General features: G+C 36.3%; 18 protein-coding genes. 6 read left to right on the top strand and 12 right to left on the bottom strand.

Translation table 11 applies throughout. The annotated features are described in order from the left end of the window. Positions 1-27: 27 nt before the first annotated feature. The 9 genes from trpC to lnt all read right to left on the bottom strand — a co-directional run bounded on the left by trpC (position 28) and on the right by lnt (position 11,285). Complete coding sequence (gene trpC / locus ACZ430_RS06790; protein ID WP_297209697.1) at positions 28-819, bottom strand: indole-3-glycerol phosphate synthase TrpC; 792 nt, start codon at positions 817-819, stop codon at positions 28-30. Beyond that, a complete protein-coding gene (locus ACZ430_RS06785) occupies positions 816-1,082 on the bottom strand; it encodes an EscU/YscU/HrcU family type III secretion system export apparatus switch protein (protein ID WP_297209700.1) in 267 nt (88 codons plus the stop codon). The genes trpC and ACZ430_RS06785 overlap by 4 nt, the downstream gene beginning before the upstream one ends. Beyond that, complete coding sequence (locus ACZ430_RS06780) at positions 1,079-2,269, bottom strand: hypothetical protein (RefSeq protein WP_297209703.1); 1,191 nt, start codon at positions 2,267-2,269, stop codon at positions 1,079-1,081. The genes ACZ430_RS06785 and ACZ430_RS06780 overlap by 4 nt, the downstream gene beginning before the upstream one ends. Next, positions 2,266-3,540 carry a serine--tRNA ligase gene (gene serS / locus ACZ430_RS06775; RefSeq protein ID WP_297209706.1) on the bottom strand — a complete coding sequence of 425 codons (1,275 nt, stop codon included), beginning with the start codon at positions 3,538-3,540 and terminating at the stop codon, positions 2,266-2,268. The genes ACZ430_RS06780 and serS overlap by 4 nt, the downstream gene beginning before the upstream one ends. An 8-nt stretch (positions 3,541-3,548) precedes the next feature. Further along, positions 3,549-5,783 carry a DNA topoisomerase (ATP-hydrolyzing) subunit B gene (gene gyrB, locus ACZ430_RS06770; protein WP_297209709.1) on the bottom strand — a complete coding sequence of 745 codons (2,235 nt, stop codon included), beginning with the start codon at positions 5,781-5,783 and terminating at the stop codon, positions 3,549-3,551. A gap of 50 nt (positions 5,784-5,833) precedes the next feature. Next, positions 5,834-6,940 carry a DNA polymerase III subunit beta gene (dnaN, locus tag ACZ430_RS06765; RefSeq protein WP_297209712.1) on the bottom strand — a complete coding sequence of 369 codons (1,107 nt, stop codon included), beginning with the start codon at positions 6,938-6,940 and terminating at the stop codon, positions 5,834-5,836. Between the two features lie 15 nt (positions 6,941-6,955). Next, positions 6,956-8,275, bottom strand: a complete 1,320-nt coding sequence (gene dnaA / locus ACZ430_RS06760; protein WP_297209715.1) for a chromosomal replication initiator protein DnaA — start codon at positions 8,273-8,275, stop codon at positions 6,956-6,958. A 328-nt stretch (positions 8,276-8,603) separates the two neighbouring features. Beyond that, a protein-coding gene (prfB, locus tag ACZ430_RS06755; RefSeq protein WP_339943856.1) for a peptide chain release factor 2 occupies positions 8,604-9,717 on the bottom strand; the annotation gives its coding sequence in 2 pieces (ribosomal slippage) (positions 8,604-9,641 and positions 9,643-9,717; 1,113 coding nt in all). Then, the gene (gene lnt, locus ACZ430_RS06750; RefSeq protein WP_297209718.1) at positions 9,696-11,285 is read right to left on the bottom strand and encodes an apolipoprotein N-acyltransferase; all 1,590 of its coding nucleotides are present in this window, start codon (positions 11,283-11,285) and stop codon (positions 9,696-9,698) included. The genes prfB and lnt overlap by 22 nt, the downstream gene beginning before the upstream one ends. Positions 11,286-11,317: 32 nt before the next feature. Here lnt and kdsB point away from each other — a divergent pair, with 32 nt between their 5' ends. From kdsB to ACZ430_RS06735, 3 genes are all read left to right on the top strand, one after another. Then, a complete protein-coding gene (gene kdsB, locus ACZ430_RS06745) occupies positions 11,318-12,085 on the top strand; it encodes a 3-deoxy-manno-octulosonate cytidylyltransferase (protein WP_297209721.1) in 768 nt (255 codons plus the stop codon). After that, a complete protein-coding gene (locus tag ACZ430_RS06740) occupies positions 12,064-13,710 on the top strand; it encodes a CTP synthase (RefSeq protein WP_297209724.1) in 1,647 nt (548 codons plus the stop codon). The genes kdsB and ACZ430_RS06740 overlap by 22 nt, the downstream gene beginning before the upstream one ends. 89 nt (positions 13,711-13,799) lie before the next feature. Further along, positions 13,800-14,615 (top strand): SDH family Clp fold serine proteinase, encoded by an 816-nt coding sequence (locus tag ACZ430_RS06735; RefSeq protein ID WP_297209727.1) that lies wholly within the window; start codon positions 13,800-13,802, stop codon positions 14,613-14,615. Position 14,616: 1 nt separating this feature from the next. Here ACZ430_RS06735 and ACZ430_RS06730 read toward each other — a convergent pair whose 3' ends face one another. Together ACZ430_RS06730 and trkA are read right to left on the bottom strand one after the other, a co-directional pair. Continuing rightward, positions 14,617-16,065, bottom strand: coding sequence for a TrkH family potassium uptake protein (locus ACZ430_RS06730; RefSeq protein ID WP_297209729.1), 1,449 nt, complete (start codon positions 16,063-16,065; stop codon positions 14,617-14,619). Continuing rightward, positions 16,062-17,402: a Trk system potassium transporter TrkA gene (gene trkA / locus ACZ430_RS06725; RefSeq protein ID WP_297209732.1), complete on the bottom strand. Its 1,341-nt coding sequence runs from the start codon at positions 17,400-17,402 to the stop codon at positions 16,062-16,064. Before trkA ends, ACZ430_RS06730 begins: the two co-directional genes overlap by 4 nt. Before the next feature lie 286 nt (positions 17,403-17,688). Between trkA and ACZ430_RS06720 the strand changes: the two genes are divergently transcribed. The 3 genes from ACZ430_RS06720 to ACZ430_RS06710 are packed head-to-tail and all read left to right on the top strand — an operon-like array spanning position 17,689 to position 20,017. Then, the gene (locus tag ACZ430_RS06720) at positions 17,689-18,852 is read left to right on the top strand and encodes an LL-diaminopimelate aminotransferase (RefSeq protein WP_297209735.1); all 1,164 of its coding nucleotides are present in this window, start codon (positions 17,689-17,691) and stop codon (positions 18,850-18,852) included. Beyond that, complete coding sequence (locus tag ACZ430_RS06715; protein WP_297209738.1) at positions 18,849-19,253, top strand: secondary thiamine-phosphate synthase enzyme YjbQ; 405 nt, start codon at positions 18,849-18,851, stop codon at positions 19,251-19,253. The genes ACZ430_RS06720 and ACZ430_RS06715 overlap by 4 nt, the downstream gene beginning before the upstream one ends. After that, complete coding sequence (locus ACZ430_RS06710; RefSeq protein WP_297209741.1) at positions 19,253-20,017, top strand: YkgJ family cysteine cluster protein; 765 nt, start codon at positions 19,253-19,255, stop codon at positions 20,015-20,017. The genes ACZ430_RS06715 and ACZ430_RS06710 overlap by 1 nt, the downstream gene beginning before the upstream one ends. A 7-nt stretch (positions 20,018-20,024) precedes the next feature. Here the strand turns inward: ACZ430_RS06710 and ACZ430_RS06705 are convergent, their stop codons facing one another. Continuing rightward, complete coding sequence (locus ACZ430_RS06705; protein WP_297209745.1) at positions 20,025-21,011, bottom strand: DUF748 domain-containing protein; 987 nt, start codon at positions 21,009-21,011, stop codon at positions 20,025-20,027. Positions 21,012-21,039: the final 28 nt, after the last annotated feature.

Here is a 21,039-nt window from a genome sequence, read left to right as displayed (position 1 = left end):
CTAATGTTTTCTCCCTTTCCTGCAACTTTAGAAATATTTTAGTTTTCTAATCTGCTCTTCGGGGTTATCGGAAAGAACAATGGAAGTACCGACCAGTATTGCGTCAATGCCAATTTTAAGTAATTTTCTTACCTCTTCAACGCTTGAGATACCGCTTTCGCTTACGACTACTTTATTTTTAGGGATTAATTCTCTCAGTTTAAAAGTCGTAGAGAGGTCTATTTGAAGAGTTTTTAAATCTCTGTTGTTTATTCCTATGATATCAACTCCAGCATGAACTGCCTTTTTCAAGCCTTCTTCGTCATGAATCTCAAATAAAACATCCATCATTAGAGATTTTGAGAGTTGGTAAAGAAAACTGCACTCATCATCTGATAAAATATCGGCAATCAGCAGTATGGCGTCAGCACCTAAAAGTTTTGACTCATATATCTGATATTCATCGAAAATAAAATCCTTTCTTAAGACAGGTATATCGGGATGTTTAGCTTTAATTTTAGCTAAATATTCTGGCTTTCCAGAAAAAAAATCTTCCTCTGTTATGACTGAAATCGCATCAGCACCTGCTGAAACATAGACATCAGCCATCTGCTCAACATTGTATTCTTTCAACAAACCTTTAAGAGGAGAGGCTTTCTTTATCTCGGCAATTATTTTTATCGGTTCACTGGCTGTTCTTTTTATTTTACTCAAAAAAATAAAATCAGCCCTTTGAGGTAAAGCTCTAACTTTCTCTTTTATTTCTTCAAAAGATAAAAATTTTTTCTGCTCTTCAAATCGCTGCCGCTTTTTCTCTACTATTTTTTCAAGAATACTCATCCTCTGATTTTACCCTTTACTTGATATACGAAAACCAAAATTTCTGCTACGGCTTTATATAATTCCACAGGAATTTCTTCATAAATATCAAGCTTCGAGAGAATTTCAACCAACGCCTCGTCTTCTTTCATAGGAATACCGTGTTGCCTTGCAAGTTCAATTATTCTTTGAGCTATAAAGCCTCTTCCCTTAGCAACAACTTTAGGAGCTTTGTCTTTCTCTGCCTCATATTTTAATGCAACAGCCTTCTTGCCTTCTGTCATACGGTCACGCTTATGCTTCCTTCCTTAATGTTCCACTGTCTGACAAGTTCATCGACTTTATTCACGTAATTAATACTACCCAAAATCATGCCCTTTTCTTTAAACCTATTCCTTAAAAGGCTTTCATTTTCTCTGATTGAGCTTACAATTTCAGGTTTGCCTGAAAAGCTGATGAAAAAAGTTTTATTTATCATGGTTGTTACAAAGGATAAAGTGTCTTCCTTAAAATTAAGGGTGATAAAAACAGAGTGATACTCCTTGCCCTGTCGTTTGAGAGATTTGTAAGCTATATTCCCACCGTCTATTTCCTGCCAAAATAGAGGCAGGAAAGTGAAAAATCCCTGGTAGGTTTTCGAAAGAACCTGATAACCCTCTATCTGCTTGAGAAGATTTTCTGCCCTGAAAATTATATCTTCGGAACCTTTAGCTTTTGCCTCCTCTATTATGGTTTGAAGAACAACTTTCATGTCATGCTTTATCTGTTCCATTCGGACAGGTTCACTAAGGAGAGATTTCATTTTCGCCTCAAAGGATACCCCTGAGTTTAAGAGAATCTCCTTTAATTTTTCAGAACCTAATTCATCAGTGCTCGTAATTATAAGACTTTTTAGATGTGAAATCTGTTCCTCTGGAAAATTGTTTTGTTCAATTAGTGCAAGCAATTCCCGTAAATTATTTGTTACTGTATTACGGGAAAAGACAAGGTCAATTATCTTTTGCATTAAATCGACCTTAATACTTTCAGATAAATGTTCTGTAGGCAAGGAGAGAGTATTTTCTAAAAGAGCCATCTGGGATTGTTTTGTCTGTTCAGACTGAGTTGAACTTTTAAGAAAGAGGGAGTCTATTAGCTTTAAAAGCTTATCTGCCAATTCTCTGTCAAAATTAATTAGAGAGGTTTTTATCTCTTCAGATTCAGCTGTTGTAAGAACTCTTAATGGAATTGTGCCATCCTCTAAAGGCTTCTCAACCTTTACCATTACTGTGTCTCCCCTGTTGAGCGGTAATTCTCTTTGAGGCTGAGCATTTATTATTCGATTGTCTATCTTTAACTGAATCGTTCCTGAGGGAAATATATCCATAATTTCAGCTGTTAAAATTTCACCGATTACAAGTTTAATGGGTTCTGCATTTTTTCCTTTGAAAATATGGATAACGCCAGAGGGGTCAATTATTGGCTGAATCATCTTATTACTTCAATGCCCATATAGGGTCTTAATGCTTCTGGCACAATCACTGAACCATCCTTTTGTTGATAGTTTTCGAGGATTGCTACAAGAGTTCTTCCAATGGCAAGACCTGAGCCATTAAGCGTATGAACAAATTCAGTGCCTTTTTTATCTCTTCTACGAAATCTTATATTTGCTCTTCTTGCCTGAAAGTCCTCAAAATTAGAACATGATGAGATTTCTCTATATCTACCCTGTCCTGGAAGCCATACTTCAATGTCATAGGTCTTTGCTGATGCAAAACCGAGATCTCCAGTGCAAAGAGCCACTACTCGATAGGGTAGTCCGAGTTTTTGAAGAACTTCTTCTGCATCCCTTGTAAGGGATTCTAACTCGTTGTAAGAGTCTTCGGGTTTTACAAATTTAACAAGCTCTACCTTGTTAAATTGATGCTGCCTAATCAGACCTCGCACATCTTTACCATGAGAGCCCGCTTCTCGCCGAAAACATGGAGTGTAGGAAGCATAGTAAATTGGCAGGTCATCCTCTGAAAGTATCTCTTCTCTATGAATATTTGTTACAGGAACTTCAGCAGTAGGAATAAGATAAAATTCTGGGGCTTCTGTTCTGAAAAGGTCTTCTTCAAATTTAGGTAACTGGCCTGTTGCTGTCATAGATGCCCTATTTACTAAAATCGGCGGAAATATCTCGAGGTATCCCTTCCCACTATGAAGGTCGAGCATAAAATTTATGAGAGCTCTCTCAAGACGAGCTCCTTGTCCCCTCATTATAGCAAATCTGCTACCTGCAATTTTGCCAGCTCTCTCAAAATCAATTATTCCAAGTATTTCTCCTATGTCCCAATGATTGAGGGGCTCAAAATCAAACTTGGGTAGCTCCCCCCATCTTCTTATTTCAACATTTTCCGAATCGTCCTTACCAATGGGAACGGTTTGATGAGGAATATTTGGAAGCAAAAGCATAAAATTCTGAACTCTTTCCTCTATCTCTCTTAACCTTTGCTCAATAGAAGCTATCTCATCGCCGAGATTTCGCATTTCTGCTATGAGTGCTTCTGTTCGTTCTCTTTGCATATTTTCTTTTTTCAGACGGGCTATTTCCTGAGAAACAGAGTTTCTTACTGCTCTTTTCTGTTCTATATCTCTTAGTAGGGATAGCCTCTCCCTTTCAAGGAAGAGAAACTCATCAAAGTCTATCTGATACCCTCTTTTTTCAAGGGCTTCCTTGACTTTTTCAGGATTTTCTCTAACACGTTTTATATCTAACATTTTAACCTCTATATGTCCAGATTTCTTACCTCAAGAGCATGCTTTGTAATGAATTCTTTTCTTGGTTCTACATCATCACCCATAAGAATAGTAAATATCTCATTTGCTTTTTGGGCATCCTCAACGGAAACCTGAAGAAGAGTTCTTCTCGCTGGGTCCATCGTAGTTTCCCACAGCTGGTCAGGATTCATCTCTCCAAGACCTTTATATCTCTGTATGGACAGCCCTTTCTTTATTGAATCCATCAATTTTGAGTAAATCTCCCAAAGAGATTCGCTTTTTAAAACTTCATTTTTAAGGGTGAGTAAATATTCTTGATTTCTTCTTATGGCAATCTTGCTAAGAGAATAAAAATTTTCCCTCAAGAGTCTGAACTCTTTTGTACCTTCAATAATGCTTTCTTCTGCATTTTCCGTAGAAGCTAATTTTTTTTCTATATAATTGGGTGAAAAACCTTTTCTTTCAAAGCTTTCCATCTTCCTGCCATAATCAAAAAGTAACTTTAAGAATTCCTCTTTATGAGATTGCTCTCCCTCAAAAGATACCTCTTCTGCTGCTATGTCCATGAGAAATTTATAAAAGTCTTCTTCTGTCTGTATATATCTTTCCCACTTGCCTTTCTTAATTCTGTAAAGAGGTGGCTGGGCAATGTAGAGATATCCCCTCTCAATAAGAGGAAGCATCTGTCTGTAAAAAAATGTAAGAAGCAAAGTTCTTATATGAGCTCCATCCACATCTGCATCGGTCATTAGAATTATCTTTTGATATCGTATGCTGTCAGGTTCAAAATTTTCCTTTCCTATGCCGCCACCAATAGCAGTTATCAGAGTTTTTATCTCCTCTGAAGTTAGCATTTTATCGATGCGAGCTTTCTCTACATTTAGAATTTTACCTCTAAGGGGAAGTACTGCCTGTGTTCTTCTGTCTCTTGCCTGCTTGGCAGAACCACCTGCACTATCTCCCTCAACGATAAACAGTTCTGCTTGCGAAGGGTCTTTTTCAGTGCAGTCTGCGAGCTTTCCTGGAAGAGTAGTATCTTCGAGAATTCCCTTTCTGCGGGTTAACTCTTTTGCTTTTTTTGCTGCCTCTCTTGCTCGAGCTGCTTCTTTAGCTTTTTCAACTATTCTCTTTGCATAAACAGGATTTTCTTCAAGCCAACGACTGAGTTTTTCATTTAAAATAGCTTCTACAATGCCTTTTACCTCACTGTTTCCAAGCTTCATCTTGGTCTGCCCTTCAAATTGAGGCTCCGGAATCTTTACGCTTATTACCGCCACTATTCCTTCTCTGACATCATCTCCCGATAAGGCCTCCTTGCCTTCCTTTATCAATCCTTTTTCAATGGCATAGCTGTTTAGCGTTCTTGTAAGGGCTGATTTAAAACCTACAAGATGTGTTCCTCCCTCTCTTGTATGAATGTTATTTACAAAAGTAAGAATTTCCTCAGAGTAGCTTTCGTTATACTGAATAGCTATCTCGACTATGACTCCCTCTTTTTGTCCTGTCACATATACAGGCTTTGGATTTATGACCCTTTTGCCCCTGTTTATATCCTCTACAAAAGATACAATTCCTCCCTCAGCAACAAACTCTTCCCTTTCTCCGTCTCTCTCATCTATAAGAGTTATTCTTAACCCTTTATTAAGATAAGCTAATTCCCTAAATCTCTGTGATAGAATTTCCTTGGAAAATTCTGTAATTTCAAATATCTCTTGGTCAGGCTTGAAGGTTATCCTCGTTCCTGTTTCTTCTGTTTTGCCAATCTCTTCTACTGCTGAAACAGGTACGCCTCTTGAATATCTCTGCTTTACAATCCTTCCATTTCTCTTTACTTCAACTTCAAGCCATTCAGAAAGAGCATTTACTACACTTACTCCAACACCGTGAAGCCCCCCGGAGACTTTATAAGCTTTTGATTCAAATTTGCCACCCGCATGAAGTTCAGTAAGAACTATCTCCAGAGCTGTTCTTCCTTCAGGGTCTTCGGGATGTATGCCTGTAGGGATTCCACGACCGTTGTCAATAACCGTGCAACTGCCATCAGTATTTAACCTTATCTCTATCCTGTTACAGTAACCTGCCAGTGCTTCGTCTACGGAGTTATCAATAACTTCGTATACTAAATGATGAAGTCCTTCAATGCCCGTTGAACCTATATACATGGCAGGCCGCTTTCTTACACCTTCAAGGCCCTTCAGAATTTTTATGTCTTCAGCTTTATAGGTTTGCTCTTTACTCACCATACCTCCTCTTTTAATACTCACCTGATATTAATCCATTAAGATGATTAAAATTATAGCCTTAAAGGCATAACTACACTTTCATAGATAAAATTATCTTTTTCCTGATTTTCCGTTATATAAACAGCCCTTTCTGGCTCTTTCATGTAAATCTTAGCCTTGTCAGAGGATATCTTTTCAAGGGAATCTATTAAATATTTAGCATTAAAACCAACAGCTATTGCTTCGCTTTGATATTCTACAGCAAGCTCATCCCTGGCCTCGCCTAACTCAGGGTCCGAGGAAGAAAGAACAAGTAAATCTTCTGTCCACTCTGTTCTGACTGCATTCTGCCTCTCCCGGCTAAGCACCGAAACTCTTTTTAAAGAGGCAATTAATAGATTTTTATCAACTATGGCAACTTTTTCATTTGTCCTTGGAATAACTGATTCATAATCAGGATAATTACCTTCAATCATTCTGGTTAGAAAATTAATTCCATCTAACTCAAACATTACATGAGTCTTTCCTATAAAGATTGACACAGCTTCCACATCTGACAAAAATTTTCTTAATTCAGTTAAAGCTTTCTTTGACAATATTACCTTCTTTTCATCTGTCAGATTTACTCCTTCTATTTTTGCTTGAAAATGTGCCAGCCTGTGTCCGTCCGTTCCAACTACGTGGAATTCATCGGGTGACTTTAAGTGAAAGAGTAGTCCATTCAGAAAATATCTGGCATCAGCCTCTCCAGAGGCATAAATTGTTTTGTCAATTGCTGTTAAAACGAGGTCTCTTGAAAAATTTATCCTACTAGCATCGCCAATTTGTGGCCAAACTGGAAATTCTGAAGAATCCATTACAGCAAGCCTAAAATTTGACCTTCCGCTCTGAATCTTAAGCCACTTTTCCTGAAGTGAAATTTCTATGTCTTCATCAAGTTCTCTCACAATCTCATAAAATTTTTTAGCTGGTATACACGCCTTTCCTGGTTCAATTATCTCAACCTTCAGGGGTTGTTTCACCGCTGTCTCTAAATCGGTTGCAAGAATATATCCACTATTTGCCGTTATGTCCATTAAGAAATGATTTAAAACGGGCATTATACTCTTTTTCTCGACAATATTTTGAATTTTTGACAGTTTATCTTGTATTTCTACTTTTTTAATTCTTACGTGCATGTCTCCCTCCTGTTTTTATTTTTTGTCCTGAATTCTTTTTATTATACTATCTATTAACCTGCTAAGATTATCATCTTTTTCTCTCTCTTTTTCTATTTGCCTACAAGCATAAATGACTGTAGCATGGTCTTTGCCACCAAAGGCATTTCCAATTTCAGCAAGAGACAAACCAGTAAGTTTTTTTGTAATATACATTGCCAATTTTCGTGCATTTGATATTTCCTTCGTTCTCTTTTTAGATTTGATATCCTGAAGCTTAATACCAAGAGCTTCACAGACAGCTTTTTGAATTAAATCGATTGTAATTGGCTTGTTTTCATCGGGAAGAAGGTCTTTTAAAACATGTTTTGCCACATCGATTGTAATTGGCAGTTTCGTTAGCATAGTGTAGGCACATAGCTTTATCAAAGAACCTTCAAGTTCCCTTACATTTGACTTAACCCTCGAGGCTATAAAATAAGCTACATCCTCGGGCAGATTAACTCCTTCCATTTCTGCTTTTTTATATAAAATAGCAACCCTTGTCTCAATCTCTGGTGGTTGAATATCAGCAATAAGTCCCATGCCAAAGCGAGAACGCAGTCTGTCTGTAATATCAGAAATTTCCATCGGCGGTCTGTCACTTGATATTACTATCTGCTTTTGCTTACTGTATAATTCGTTAAAAGTATGAAAAAACTCCTCTTGAGTTGAATCTTTACCAGCAATAAACTGTATGTCATCAACAATAAAAACATCCACTGTTCTGTATTTTTGTCTGAAATCGGGCATTTTTTCATGCCTTATGGCAGCAACAAACTCTCCCGTAAACTGTTCAGATGAAATATAACAGACATTTAATTCCGCATTTTTATCAAGAATAAAGTTGCCTATGGCAGTAATTAAATGGGTCTTACCAAGTCCAACTCCACCATATATAAAGAGAGGATTATAGGCAAAGCCTGGATTTTCTGCAACCCTAAGAGCTGCTGCATGGGCAAACTGATTAGAAGGTCCGACAACAAAAGTGTTAAAAGTGTATTTAGGATTTAAATTACCCCTCTTGACAGGTATCTTTTTTTCCTGCGCATCTGAAGAGAGAAGTTCCTTACCGGTGATAACATATTTTATCTCGTAGCTATTACCCGTTACTTCACTTACAACTTCCTTTAAAAGAGAGGGAAAGTTGTCTTCAATCCAGTCCTTAAAAAATCTATTCGGTACTTCGATATAGGCCTCTGTCCCTTTAATGTTTATTAACTTAATTGGAGAAAACCATAGCTCAAAGGTTGAATCTCCAACCTTTTGATTGATTATTTCTAAAATTTTTTGCCAAACTTTATTTAAATCTTCCATTTTTCAACAACTTTTCAACATTTGTTAAAAACTTTACTGTTAAAAGCCTGTTAAATACAAAAAGCCTTTATTTTCAATAAGATACGTATAACGACCCCTTTTTCAACCATCTCATTATATCCCATAATTAACAAACTGAGCAAACTAATGTTAAAAAATTGTAAATCTTTTAAACTTTTTAACAAAAACTTTATAAAAACTGTCGACACCGTAAAATATGTAAAATTAATCAAAAAAATATTAACAACTATAACTAATTGATTTTACTGCAAAAAATCTTTAAATTAACAAAAAGCGCATCCCTAACTACTCCACTAAAATAAAAAGACTAAAAAAAAGAACAATATTTCTTTAGGTATGACTCAATAAAAACATCTAAATCACCATCTAAAACTTGTTCCACATTATAAACTTCAATATTAGTTCGGTGGTCTTTTATCATCCTGTAAGGATGTAAAACATAAGACCTTATCTGACTTCCCCAAGCAATATTTTTTTTATCACCAGTTAAATTTTTTATCTTTTCTTCTTTTTCCTTTTCAAGTAAATCATACAACTTAGACTTTAATATCCTCATGGCCAGTTCCTTATTTCTATGCTGTGACCGTTCAGTTTGACAGGAAACAACTATTCCCGTCGGTATATGAACAATTCTTACGGCAGAGGAAACTTTATTTACATGTTGCCCACCTGCTCCAGATGCTCTGAATGTATCTATTCTTAAATCATCTTCTTTGATCTCAATCTGAATATTATCCTCTATTTCCGGACACACATGAACTGCAACAAAAGAAGTATGTCTTCTCTTATTAGCATCAAAAGGAGAAATTCTAACAAGCCTGTGTACTCCTGCTTCTGCTTTTAGGTATCCATAGGCATATGGACCTTCAACTGTAAAGGTGACATCTTTAATACCAGCTTCTTCGCCAGATTGCATGTCAATAATCTGAACCTTGTAACCTTTCCTTTCAGCCCACCTAAAATACATTCTCATAAGAATTTCAGCCCAATCCTGACTTTCCGTTCCACCTGCTCCTGGATGAATTGAAACTATGGCATTGTTTTTATCGTGCTCACCATTAAGTAGAAGTTTTAGTTCTAAATTTTGAATTTGTTGTCTTATGTTTTCTATTTCTGATTCTAAATCTTTAAGTAGAAGATATCCCTCTTCCTCTGTTTCAGTGATTCTAACGGCCTCTTCAAGATAGTTATATTTATCCGTAATATCCTCTATGGGAGATATAACGTCTAAAATTCTGTTTTTTTCCTTCTGAATGCTCTTTATTTTTTCATTATCCTGCCAGACTTCTTCTTTTTGAAGGTTAATTTCTAAATTTTGCAGTCTACTTTTAAGTTGGTCTATTTCAAAGACAACCTCTTAAAGCATCTATTTTCTCTTTAATCTCTCTTAAATTTAATTTTAAATCTTCACATGTAACCATTTTTTACCTCCAATTCTTATATTACCAAATATAAAAATTATTGAAACAATAATGCATATATAAGCAAAAATATCACCATATTTAGTATAGAAAGTAATTTTTTCATTTGGATAAATATCACTAACTAAATAGGTTCTATCAAATAAGTTTGTTTTTTCTATAATCCTTCCCTTACTATCAATAAATCCTGAAATACCTGAATTTGCAGCTCTTACAAGTGGTTTCCTGTTTTCTATAGCACGAAATACAGCCATTGAAAAATGCTGATAGGGTCCTGAAGTTTTTCCAAACCACCCATCATTAGTTATATTTACAATAAAATTTCCACCTTTTTGATAAAACTTTCTTACTTGTCCTGGAAATATAATTTCATAACAAATTAATGTAGAAAATTTTCCAAAGGGAGTTATGGCTAAACTATAACTTTCACCCTTTTGATAATCTACGCTGCCTACTGTAAGCTTTTCTATGAAAAATAAAAACTTTCTTAATGGGACATACTCTCCAAAGGGTACTAAATGTATTTTATCATAAAGATAAGCGGTAACTCCATTAGAATCAAGCAAAACTGCACTATTTGTATAGCTATTTTTCTGTCTTTCCATAACACTTCCAAAAAGCAGATATATACCTTCTTGTTTAACAAAATTGATTAATTCAGAGGTAAAATGTTTATCTCTATCAAATACGAATGGAATGGCTGTCTCAGGCCATACAATTAAATCTGGTTTTAAATCATTAGCTTTCTTTGTCAGGTTTTTATAGATATCAATTATCTGTTCAACTCTTTTTTGATCCCACTTTTCATCTTGAGGTATACTTCCCTGGATTACAGCAATTTTAATCTTTTTTGAGTTGTAATTGTCATTTAACATTATCGCTCCATAAGAAATATAAACTACTAAAACAATAATTACTAAACAACTGCTAATGATTATAGTATAATAAGGCATTAGAGGTTGATATATTTTTCGTTCCCTGAAAAGCCATAGGTCAAAGATAAAGCAGTTAAACAGAACTACTATAAATGAAATTCCATAAATACCAGTAATATCAGAAATTTGAGATATTAATAAGAACTTATACTGACTGTATCCAATTATCGCCCACGGAAAACCAGTCATGAAGTAGGTTCTAAGAACTTCAAGAGACACCCAAATAAATGGAGCGTATAAGGAAGTGGGAAGATTATTTTTTAGTAAATTTTTATAAAGCAGTGAAAAGACAACTGGATAAAGAGCAAGATAGGAAGATAAAAGTATTACAACAGTATAACTAAATAACAATGGAACTGAACCATAATGATATAATGAGTGATATATCCAGTAGACATTTCCAAAAAAGAAGAGCAATCCGAAAATTAATGAGCCTTTAAAAATGCTTTTATAGTCTTGTGTGCGGTAAATAAATAGAAAAAGCGGTATAAATCCTATCCAAGTAAGAAAAAAAATATCAAAGGGAGCAAAGCTTAGAAGTAAAAGTAAAGCTGATAAAAAACAGAGAAAATATTTTTTTATGATGTTGAAGATATACTTAGGAGACTCTACTATAAATTCTGGTAAAAGCATTAGATATTTATGTTATCATAATTGGTAATGTTATGGTTACCCTTTGTCTGATTCCTGCAAGATATGCTTCAACAAGATTTCCGGGAAAACCCCTTGCACTCCTTAAAAGCAAACCAATTATCCAGCATGTTTATGAAAAAGCAAAACTGTCACATTTAATAGATGATGTCTTCGTCGCCACTGATGACTTCAGAATAGTAAATGCTGTAGAGTCCTTCGGTGGCAAGTCAATCATGACATCAAAATACCATCCTTCAGGAACAGACAGAATTGCTGAAGCAGTTGATAAACTATTAAAAGAAGGATATGATATAGAAGAAAATTCAATCATCATAAATTTACAGGGAGACGAGCCCTTTGTAAAAGTTGAAATGATTGAGCAACTAATAGAACTTATGAAAGAAGGAGAAGGATACATAGGAACTCTTGCCAAGCATATTGAAAATGAAAGAGATTTTAATAATCCAAACATTGTTAAAGTGGTCTTTAACAAGAAAGGGGAGGCTCTTTATTTTTCGAGAAGTCCCATTCCTTTTAATAGGGAGAAATTCTTAAAAGGTTTCTCTGATAAAAACTTTATGTATAAACATATCGGCATATACGGGTATACCTTTAAAGTTCTCAAGAAATTTGTTAATCTTCCCCCTTCAGATTTAGAGATTATAGAATCCTTAGAGCAGTTAAGAGCTTTAGATTATGGTATTAATATCAGAGTAAAAATTACACAATACGATTCCTTTGGAATAGATACACCTGAAGATTTGGAGGTAGCAGAGAAATGCCTAAATATATCTTTATAACAGGTGGAGTTGTATCAGCTCTCGGAAAGGGTATTGCAGCTGCAGCCATAGGAGCACTCCTTGAAGCAAAAGGTTTTAAAGTAACCATACAAAAACTTGACCCTTATATAAATGTAGACCCTGGAACGCTAAGCCCTTTCGAGCATGGTGAGGTATATGTTACCGATGATGGCTGTGAAACAGACTTAGATTTAGGACATTATGAAAGATTTACTCACTTGACTACTTCTCACGTTAACAATTATACCTCTGGAAAAATATACTTTAACGTAATATCAAAAGAAAGGCGTGGTGACTATCTTGGTCATACTGTTCAGGTTGTTCCTCATGTAACCGACGAGATAAAAGAGGCAATTAAGTCTGCTGCTGGAGATAACGAATACGAGATTGTAATAGTTGAAGTCGGCGGCACTGTAGGAGATATTGAAGGGCTTCCGTTTCTTGAGGGAATAAGACAATTAAGATATGATGTTGGTAGAGAGAATGTTTGTTACATACATCTTACTCTTGTACCATATATAAAGAGTGCAGGCGAGCTTAAAACAAAGCCTACTCAGCACAGTGTAAATAGTCTTCGTGCCATCGGAATACAGCCTGATATACTCCTATGCCGAGCTGACAGACCTATTCCACATAGTCTTAAGAAAAAAATAGCACTACACTGTAATCTTGACTTTGATGCTGTAATTTCTGCTCACGATGTAGATACTGTCTACGAAGTGCCACTCAATTTTAAAAATGAAGGGCTTGATTTGCTCATAGAAAAGAGACTTTCTTTACCGCATAGAATTGAAGATTTATCACCTTGGGAAAATGTGGTAGATAAGATTAAAAATCCTAAGACAGAGGTAAATATAGCTGTAGTAGGTAAATACGTTGGTTTAAAAGACTCATACAAAAGCCTAACAGAAGCCCTAATTCACGGCGGAATAGCTAACAATGCAAGAGTAAATATAATCTGGATTAGTTCGGAAGATATAGAAAAAGAGGGAGCTAAGACCCTTTTGGGTGAAGCAAATGGAATTCTAATTCCCGGTGGATTTGGAGTGAGGGGAATAGAGGGAAAGATTGAAGCAATCAGATATGCAAGGGAAAACAAGATACCCTTTTTCGGAATATGTCTTGGAATGCAGTGTGCTGTAATCGAGCTCAGCAGAAATCTTGCTAAGTTAAATGCAAATTCAACAGAGTTTGACCCCGAAACAGAGCATCCTGTGATTTATCTCATGGAAAGATGGTATAATCCCAGGACAGACAGATACGAAATTCGTTCAAACGAATCTCAAAAAGGTGGAACAATGAGGCTTGGCGCTTATCCATGTACAATTAAGGAGGGAACAAAGGCTTTTGAGGCATATAAAACCAAGGAAATTTCAGAGAGACACAGGCACAGATACGAGTTTAACAATAAATATGTGGCTTTACTTGAAGAAAAAGGAGCCGTGTTCAGTGGCACTTCTCCCGATGGACAGTTAGTTGAGATAATTGAACTTAGAGAACATCCCTGGTTTTTGGGGTGTCAGTTCCATCCAGAATTTAAATCTAAACCTTTTAAACCTCATCCACTTTTCAGAGAGTTCATAAAGGCTTCATTAAACGCAAAGAAAACACTTTTTAGTTTTTAAAAAGTTAATAAGGAAGTTTTGAATCGCTCTTTATGAAGCAAAAAATCGGGTAAAAATAGGTTAAAATATATAAAAATTTGAGGTGAAGTATGCAGTTTGACCCGACAATATTTTTCTGGATTTTTCTCATAATCATTGCCATACAGCCTGTTATCAGGCAGAGACTTCTTGAAAATGCCCGTATGAAGCTGATTGCTGAGATAGAAAAACAAAGAGGAAGTAGAGTAATTTTACTTGTTCACCGGCAGGAAACAATGAGTTTTCTCGGCTTTCCTATCATGCGATTTATTGATATACACGACTCTGAAGAAGTTTTAAGGGCAATACACATGACAGACGATGACATGCCCATTGACCTTGTAGTTCATACTCCTGGCGGCCTTGCCATTGCAGCAACACAGATTGCAAGGGCCCTTTCAAGACATAAAGGTAAGGTTACAGTTTTCGTGCCACACTATGCCATGTCTGGTGGAACTCTCATTGCCCTCTCGGCCGATGAAATTGTAATGTGCGAGCATGCAGTGCTCGGTCCCCTTGACCCGCAAATTGGTCAGATGCCTGCTGTGTCAGTGCTTAATGTGCTTCAGAAAAAAACTATCAATGAAATTGATGACAACACGCTAATTTTAGCAGACCAGGCTGAGAAGGCAATAAGGCAGATGAAAGAGACCATTGTTGAGATTGTATCAAGAAGTCATCCTTCTGATAAAGCAAAAGAGATTGCTGAAAAGCTTGTTTCTGGAAAGTGGACACATGACTATCCAATCAGTGCAGAGGAAGCTAAAGAGATGGGATTACCGGTCTCAACAGAGATGCCCAAGGAGATAATGCTTCTTATGAATCTCTATCCTCAGCCTGTCAGGCAGTCTGTTGAGTATATCCCCGTTAAAAAGAGCAAGGTTTAGGCTATCGCTTCCAGAAAGCAGGAGTAAGCAGAATAAGAACCGTATAATACTCAAGCCTTCCTGCGAGCATGCAGAATATTAATATCCATTTGCCAAAAAGGGGAATAGAGGAATAATTCCCGGCTGGTCCAGCCTCACCGAGAGCAGGCCCAACGTTGTTCATGGCTGATACGACCGTTGAAACAGAGGTGAGTATATCAAGCCCTGTGGCTGTCATTGCAATGCTTGCAATGGCACATAGAAAAAGGGCAAGAAATACAAAACCCCAGATACTTCCAAGAGTTTCCTTTGTGAGAAACTTATCATCAAGTTTCAAAGCAAGCACAGCCCTGGGATGAATAAGCTGATAAAACTCTCGGAATATCTGCTTTATCATGAGATAAACTCTAACTTGTTTAAGTCCACCAGCAGTAGAGCCTATCATTCCTCCAAAAAACATGATTATCAGTAATATGAGCTGGCAGAAAGAACTCCATTTAAGATAATCGGCTGTGGCATATCCCGTAGTGGTCATTATAGAGACAATTTGAAAAACAGCGAATCTGAGCGATTCAGAGACTGAATTGTAAGAGTAAATCAAAAGATTTAATGTAAGCAAAGCTACGGTGACGAGGATAACAGAGAGATAAAACTTAAATTCCGCATTTCTGAGAAATACCCCGAAATCACCTCTCATGAAGTAAAAGTAAAGGGCAAAATTTACTCCTCCAAGAAACATTCCAAAACTCACAACATAATCAATGAGGGGACTGTTATAATGTCCTATGCTTGCATTCTTTGTGGAAAATCCACCCGTTGAAATGGTTGTAAAGGCATGGCATACGGCATCATATAAATCCATGCCAGCTATGAAATACAGAATTACTATTATTACTGTTATCCCAGTGTAAATTAACCACAATGCCTTTGCTGTATCTATAATCCTTGGTCTTAGTTTATCTACACTGATTTCAGGGACTTCTGCTTTAAACAGCTGCATGCCGCCAGTTCCAATAATTGGGAGAACAGCTAAGGCAAAGACAATAATTCCCATGCCGCCAATCCACTGAGTCATGCATCTCCAAAAAAGAAGTCCTGCCGGTAAACTCTCCACATCTGCAAAAATACTTGCACCAGTTGTTGTAAATCCAGACATTGCCTCAAAAAAAGCATCAGTAAGGGAAGACACTGTGCCTGTAAAGATGTATGGTAAAGCACCAAAAAAAGTAACACTAATCCATGATAGTGTGACAGCCATGAAAGACTCTCTGTACATGAGGTCAACGTGTTTGTATTGCTTTGTGAGAGCAAGCATGACTGAACCGGAAAATAATGTGACCAGAAAGGAAATGCTCAGGGCTAAAATATCAGAGGAATTGTTTAATACTGACACTCCGACGGGAACAAGCATAAAAATAGATAGAATTATGAGGATGATACCAACAATATTGAAAACTGTTTTGAAGTTCATGTGAGGAGCTTTTCCACTTCCTTTATCGAATCTTTGAGGGCGAAGATTATGAGTTTGTCTCTCTCTCTTATTAAATCATCGCCAGATGGGATTATTATCCTGTCATCTCTTATTATAGCGCCAAGTATTGAATTTTTAGGGAAAATACCTTCTTTCAGAGTCCTACCAACGAGAGAAGATTTATTAGAAACTTCAATTTCCATTATTTCTGCTTTATTTTCTGCTATTGCTGTCAGGGATATTACCTCTCCACGCCTTAGATATCTTAGGATAATGCTGGCTGTTATAAGTCTGGGACTTAAAACAGACTGTATTCCCAGATTATGAGCAAGGGGGACATAGTCTGTTCTGTTTACAAGAGATATGACTTTTTTAGCGCCGAGTTTTTTGGCCAGCAGAGATGCCATTATGTTTAATTCATCATTGTTTGAACAGGCAATATAAGTGTCTGTATTCTGTATGTTTTCTTCCAAAAGAATCTGCTTGTCTGCTCCATCACCGTGGAGAATTAGAGTTTTACCAAGATGCTTGCTTAAGAATTTGCATCTTTCCGAGTCTTTCTCTATTATCTTGATATCAGCTTTATTTTCCATTTTATTGGCTATATAATAGCCTATTCTTCCTCCTCCAAGTATCATTATTTTTTTTGAGGGTGTTGCTACTACTCCGAGACTCTGGGCAACCTCCTGTATTTTTTCTCTTGGAATGGGCATGTAAACAATATCACCTTCCTGAATAATATCATCTCCCGAGGGAACTATAACGTTTTCATCTCTTTCAATAACTCCTATAATAAATTCTTGATTTATCAAGGACCTTACAGACTTAAGTTTTTTACCATTTACTGGACTGTCCTTTGGAATTTTAAACCCGATTACCAAAATCTTACCCTGCTCAAAACCTATTACCTCACTGGCAAAAGGATTTTCAATCAGTCTTGCAACTGCCTCCGCTGCTTCAAGCTCAGGATTAATGGCTGGGTCAATGTCAAGATTTGATTTTCCGAGAAGTTCCTTGTTAAAGAAATAGTCAGGATTTCTAATCCTTGCTATTTTACGTTTTATATTAAACATTGCCTTGCCAAGAAGACAGGCAATCATGTTTGTCTCATCACTATTTGTCACGGCAAGAAGGAGGTCTGCTTTGTCTGCTCCTGCCTCTTTGAAAGCGGATGGGTCACTTCCTTCCGCTTCAATTGTGGCAATATCGAGCTCTTCGGATATTCTTCTTAATTTAGCTCCATCTCTGTCGATGATTACAACATCCGCTCCTTCATAGGTGAGAAATTTTGCAATTTGATATCCTACTTCTCCAGCGCCAACTATTATTATTCTCATGTTTTCCCCTATTCAATTTGTGAAAAATTATATCATTTTTTTTACTTATTTTCCATATGCTGCGGTTCTAATTGAATGTGTCTCAAATAGATTAATTGATTTTTCAACTTTAAATCAAAGCAAGGGCATGTTTTGTATTCGCTGTGAGTTCATAGATAGCAAATTTTCACATAGAATAAGAAAGAAGATTTGCGTTTGGAAATATCTTCAGAAATTTAGTAAACTAACAGGATAGAATAAAATAAAAACTCTCATAAATTTAGTGTATCTTTAAGGAGGCAATAAGATGCAAATTCAGTATGCCGAGAGGATTAGGACGCTTCCTCCCTATCTTTTTGCTGCAATTGACCAGATGAAAAGAGAAGCCCTTGCAAAGGGCGCAGATTTAATTGACTTAAGTATTGGCGATCCAGATATTCCAACGCCGAAGCATATTGTTGAGGCAATGAAAAAGGCAGTGGAGAATCCTGAACATCATCGTTATCCAAGCTATGAGGGCATGTTTAGTTACAGGCAGGCAGTTTCGAGATGGTATAAAAGAAGATTTAATGTAGAGCTTGACCCTGAAAAGGAAGTTCTATCTTTAATTGGTTCTAAGGAAGGCATAGGACACATACCTTTAGCTTTTATTGACCCTGGAGACGTAGTTTTAGTGCCTTCTCCTGGCTATCCTGTTTATCCCGTAGGCACAAAGTTTGCTGGAGGAATTCCTTATTTTATGCCACTAAGGGAGGAAAATAATTTTCTTCCTGACCTTAAGGCTATTCCTGAAGATGTATGTTCAAGGGCAAAATTAATGTTTATAAACTATCCTAACAATCCTACCTCCGCAGGAGCGACTATTGATTTTTACAAAGAAGTTATATATTTTGCCAGAAAATATAACATTATTGTATGTCACGATGCTGCCTATTCAGAGGTTTATTATGAAGAAAGACCCGTAAGCTTTTTGGAGATTGAAGGAGCAAAAGAAGTGGGCATTGAATTTCACTCTCTCTCTAAAACTTATAACATGACAGGATGGCGCATAGGTTATGCAGTTGGTAACAGGGATATAATTGCTGGACTTGGCAAAGTAAAGACAAATCTTGATTCGGGAGTTTTTCAAGCCATTCAAGAGGCAAGTATAGTGGCTCTTGACACGGATGACCAAATTCTCAAAGAAATCAGAGATATCTATAAGGAAAGAAGGGACATACTATATGAAGGTCTTAAATCAAAGGGTTTTGACCTCAGGAAGCCTAATGCTACATTTTATCTATGGGTAAAAGTTCCACGTGGAACAAATTCCATAGAGTTTGTAGGAAGGCTTCTTAAAGAGGCAGAGGTGTTATGTACGCCAGGTGTTGGTTTTGGAGAATACGGAGAAGGATACATTAGATTCGCCCTTACTCAGCCAAAAGAGAGAATTCGGGAAGCGGTGAACAGAATCGGGAGGCTCATCATATGATAAAGACCCTTACAGTGAAGACCTCTGTAAGAGAAGAGTTTGTTGATATAAGAGTGGAAGTTGAAAGAGTGGTTAAGGACTCGGGAATTAAAGCGGGTATATGTTATCTTTATGTTCCCCACACTACTGCAGGAATAACAATAAACGAGGGTGCAGACCCTTCAGTAAAGAAAGATATTATTAATGCTTTAAGAAAAATAGCGCCTCAAGGAGCAGGTTATGCTCATATGGAGGGAAACACAGACAGCCATATAAAGGCAACATTAGTAGGTTCTTCCGTAACAATTTTTATTGAAAGCGGAAGGCTTATATTGGGTCAGTGGCAGAGTATTTTTTTCTGCGAATTCGATGGGCCAAGAACAAGAAAAGTATACATGAAAATAATTAAAGAGGAGGAATAATGTTAAACATTAATGCAATTGCTCCTGAGGAGCTAACGCTTGAATCAACTTTTAAGTTTCGCTGCTATCCTGGAATATCTTGTTATAAAAGCTGCTGTAAAAACATAGATATAATGCTTACTCCTTATGACATCTTAAGACTTAAAAACAGATTTGGTATATCTTCGGGTGAGTTTTTGATGAAATATACTTATGTTTTTGTTGAGCCAAAAAGTGGCTATCCTTTTGTTTTTCTTAATAAAAATGAAGATGAACAGAAAACTTGCCCTTTCCTTGTTGATGCAGGATGTTCGGTATATGAAGACAGGCCTGCCACATGCAGATATTATCCAATTGGTCAGGCATCGCTTAAGAAATTTGACCTTACCGATGGCATTTCTGAAGAACATTACTTTTTTGTAAGAGAGCCTCATTGTAAGGGTTTTCAGGAAGAAAAGGAATGGACTGTGGAGGGATGGAGAAAAGACCAGGGCGTTGACCTTTATGACGATATGAATAGAGGATGGCGTGAACTTTTCTTTACAAGAAATCTTAAAGCAGAAAAGCTTGACGATAAAAAGCAAAAAGCTTTCTATACGGCATGCTACGATGTCGATGCATTTAGAAGATTTATTTTTGAAAGTAAATTTCTTGAAGTCTTTGATGTGGAAGAAGAGCGACTTAATAAAATTAAAAATGACGAGGCAGAGCTTTTGAATTTTGCCTTTGATTATGTTAAGTTTTTGCTCATGATAAAAGAGACGCTTAAACTGAAAAAGAGGTAAAAATAGTTTATTTTTTTATAATACCCTTCAAAGGACTTATTATGCTTTTGATTGGTGAGGATATACTTCGCTCGGTCTCTTCAGATATTTTTTTCTTCAGAGAATCTTTAAAGTCTGAGTGAAGATTGTCCCATCTGCCCCATATGTTAAAATTGACTGTCACTTCATTATTTTTTTGAAGTATTTTTATTAGAACTGAACCAGCAATGCCCATAAAAAAACCTTTTGAAGCTATCTCAACATTCCTTGCCTTTAAAAAAGAGGGAGCATTAATATAGCCATTTTTAATCGTAAAATTCGATTGGAAACTCATTGTCCCACTGCTTATCTTTAAATCTGTATTTATATACGGCATGACTGTCTTAATTGGTAATTCAGTTACTTTTAGAGTGCCCTCAAAATATTCGGCAATGTAGTTTCCTTTAGAGTTAAACTCAATGCTACCGCCTTTTTCTACCTTTGCATTGGCTTTAATTGAGAGATTTTTGTTTTCAAGGTCGTTGTTAAGTTCGAGTTCTAAGCTATTGAATTTTGTCTTAGCACCCTTTAATTCATCTATAATTTCTATTTCGCCTTCTGTTATTCTGAGAGTCTCTACGGGTAGATATGACGGAGACTTGGTTTCATCTCCTTTTAATTTAGCAATATGCCATCTTTTGTTTCGGTCTCTTTTGAGGGTTAATTTAGGATTTTTAAATGATATCTCTTTGATTTGAAAATTACCCTTAAGTAGAGACAGTAGATATGGTTTAATTTTAATAACAGAAACATCCAGAAAGTTGTCTCCTTCCATACTGTATATCTTGACATTCTCAGCGCATAATGAATCGACACATAAGAACAGTTTTCCTATCTTGACAGAAGGACCTAATTTCTTCTCAATTCTATCTCTGATAAAATTATCGATAATATATTCATTGGCAAAAAGAATTACTGCGAGCAGTATGATGATAAAAAGTGACAAAAAAATAACTATTTTTTTCTTTGTGTTCATAATGTTTTAAGTTTTTGGATATAAAAAT

It is taken from the genome of Thermodesulfovibrio sp. TK500a (genome assembly GCF_055381765.1).
This window is presented reverse-complemented; position numbering and strand designations above follow the sequence as displayed.

Coding starts and splice junctions, on each gene's coding strand:
- trpC (WP_297209697.1), bottom strand. CDS start 819: ATGAGTATTCTTGAAAAAATAGTAGAGAAAAAGCGGCAGCGATTTGAA.
- ACZ430_RS06785 (WP_297209700.1), bottom strand. CDS start 1,082: ATGACAGAAGGCAAGAAGGCTGTTGCATTAAAATATGAGGCAGAGAAA.
- ACZ430_RS06780 (WP_297209703.1), bottom strand. CDS start 2,269: ATGATTCAGCCAATAATTGACCCCTCTGGCGTTATCCATATTTTCAAA.
- serS (WP_297209706.1), bottom strand. CDS start 3,540: ATGTTAGATATAAAACGTGTTAGAGAAAATCCTGAAAAAGTCAAGGAA.
- gyrB (WP_297209709.1), bottom strand. CDS start 5,783: ATGGTGAGTAAAGAGCAAACCTATAAAGCTGAAGACATAAAAATTCTG.
- dnaN (WP_297209712.1), bottom strand. CDS start 6,940: ATGCACGTAAGAATTAAAAAAGTAGAAATACAAGATAAACTGTCAAAA.
- dnaA (WP_297209715.1), bottom strand. CDS start 8,275: ATGGAAGATTTAAATAAAGTTTGGCAAAAAATTTTAGAAATAATCAAT.
- lnt (WP_297209718.1), bottom strand. CDS start 11,285: ATGCTTTTACCAGAATTTATAGTAGAGTCTCCTAAGTATATCTTCAAC.
- kdsB (WP_297209721.1), top strand. CDS start 11,318: ATGGTTACCCTTTGTCTGATTCCTGCAAGATATGCTTCAACAAGATTT.
- ACZ430_RS06740 (WP_297209724.1), top strand. CDS start 12,064: ATGCCTAAATATATCTTTATAACAGGTGGAGTTGTATCAGCTCTCGGA.
- ACZ430_RS06735 (WP_297209727.1), top strand. CDS start 13,800: ATGCAGTTTGACCCGACAATATTTTTCTGGATTTTTCTCATAATCATT.
- ACZ430_RS06730 (WP_297209729.1), bottom strand. CDS start 16,065: ATGAACTTCAAAACAGTTTTCAATATTGTTGGTATCATCCTCATAATT.
- trkA (WP_297209732.1), bottom strand. CDS start 17,402: ATGAGAATAATAATAGTTGGCGCTGGAGAAGTAGGATATCAAATTGCA.
- ACZ430_RS06720 (WP_297209735.1), top strand. CDS start 17,689: ATGCAAATTCAGTATGCCGAGAGGATTAGGACGCTTCCTCCCTATCTT.
- ACZ430_RS06715 (WP_297209738.1), top strand. CDS start 18,849: ATGATAAAGACCCTTACAGTGAAGACCTCTGTAAGAGAAGAGTTTGTT.
- ACZ430_RS06710 (WP_297209741.1), top strand. CDS start 19,253: ATGTTAAACATTAATGCAATTGCTCCTGAGGAGCTAACGCTTGAATCA.
- ACZ430_RS06705 (WP_297209745.1), bottom strand. CDS start 21,011: ATGAACACAAAGAAAAAAATAGTTATTTTTTTGTCACTTTTTATCATC.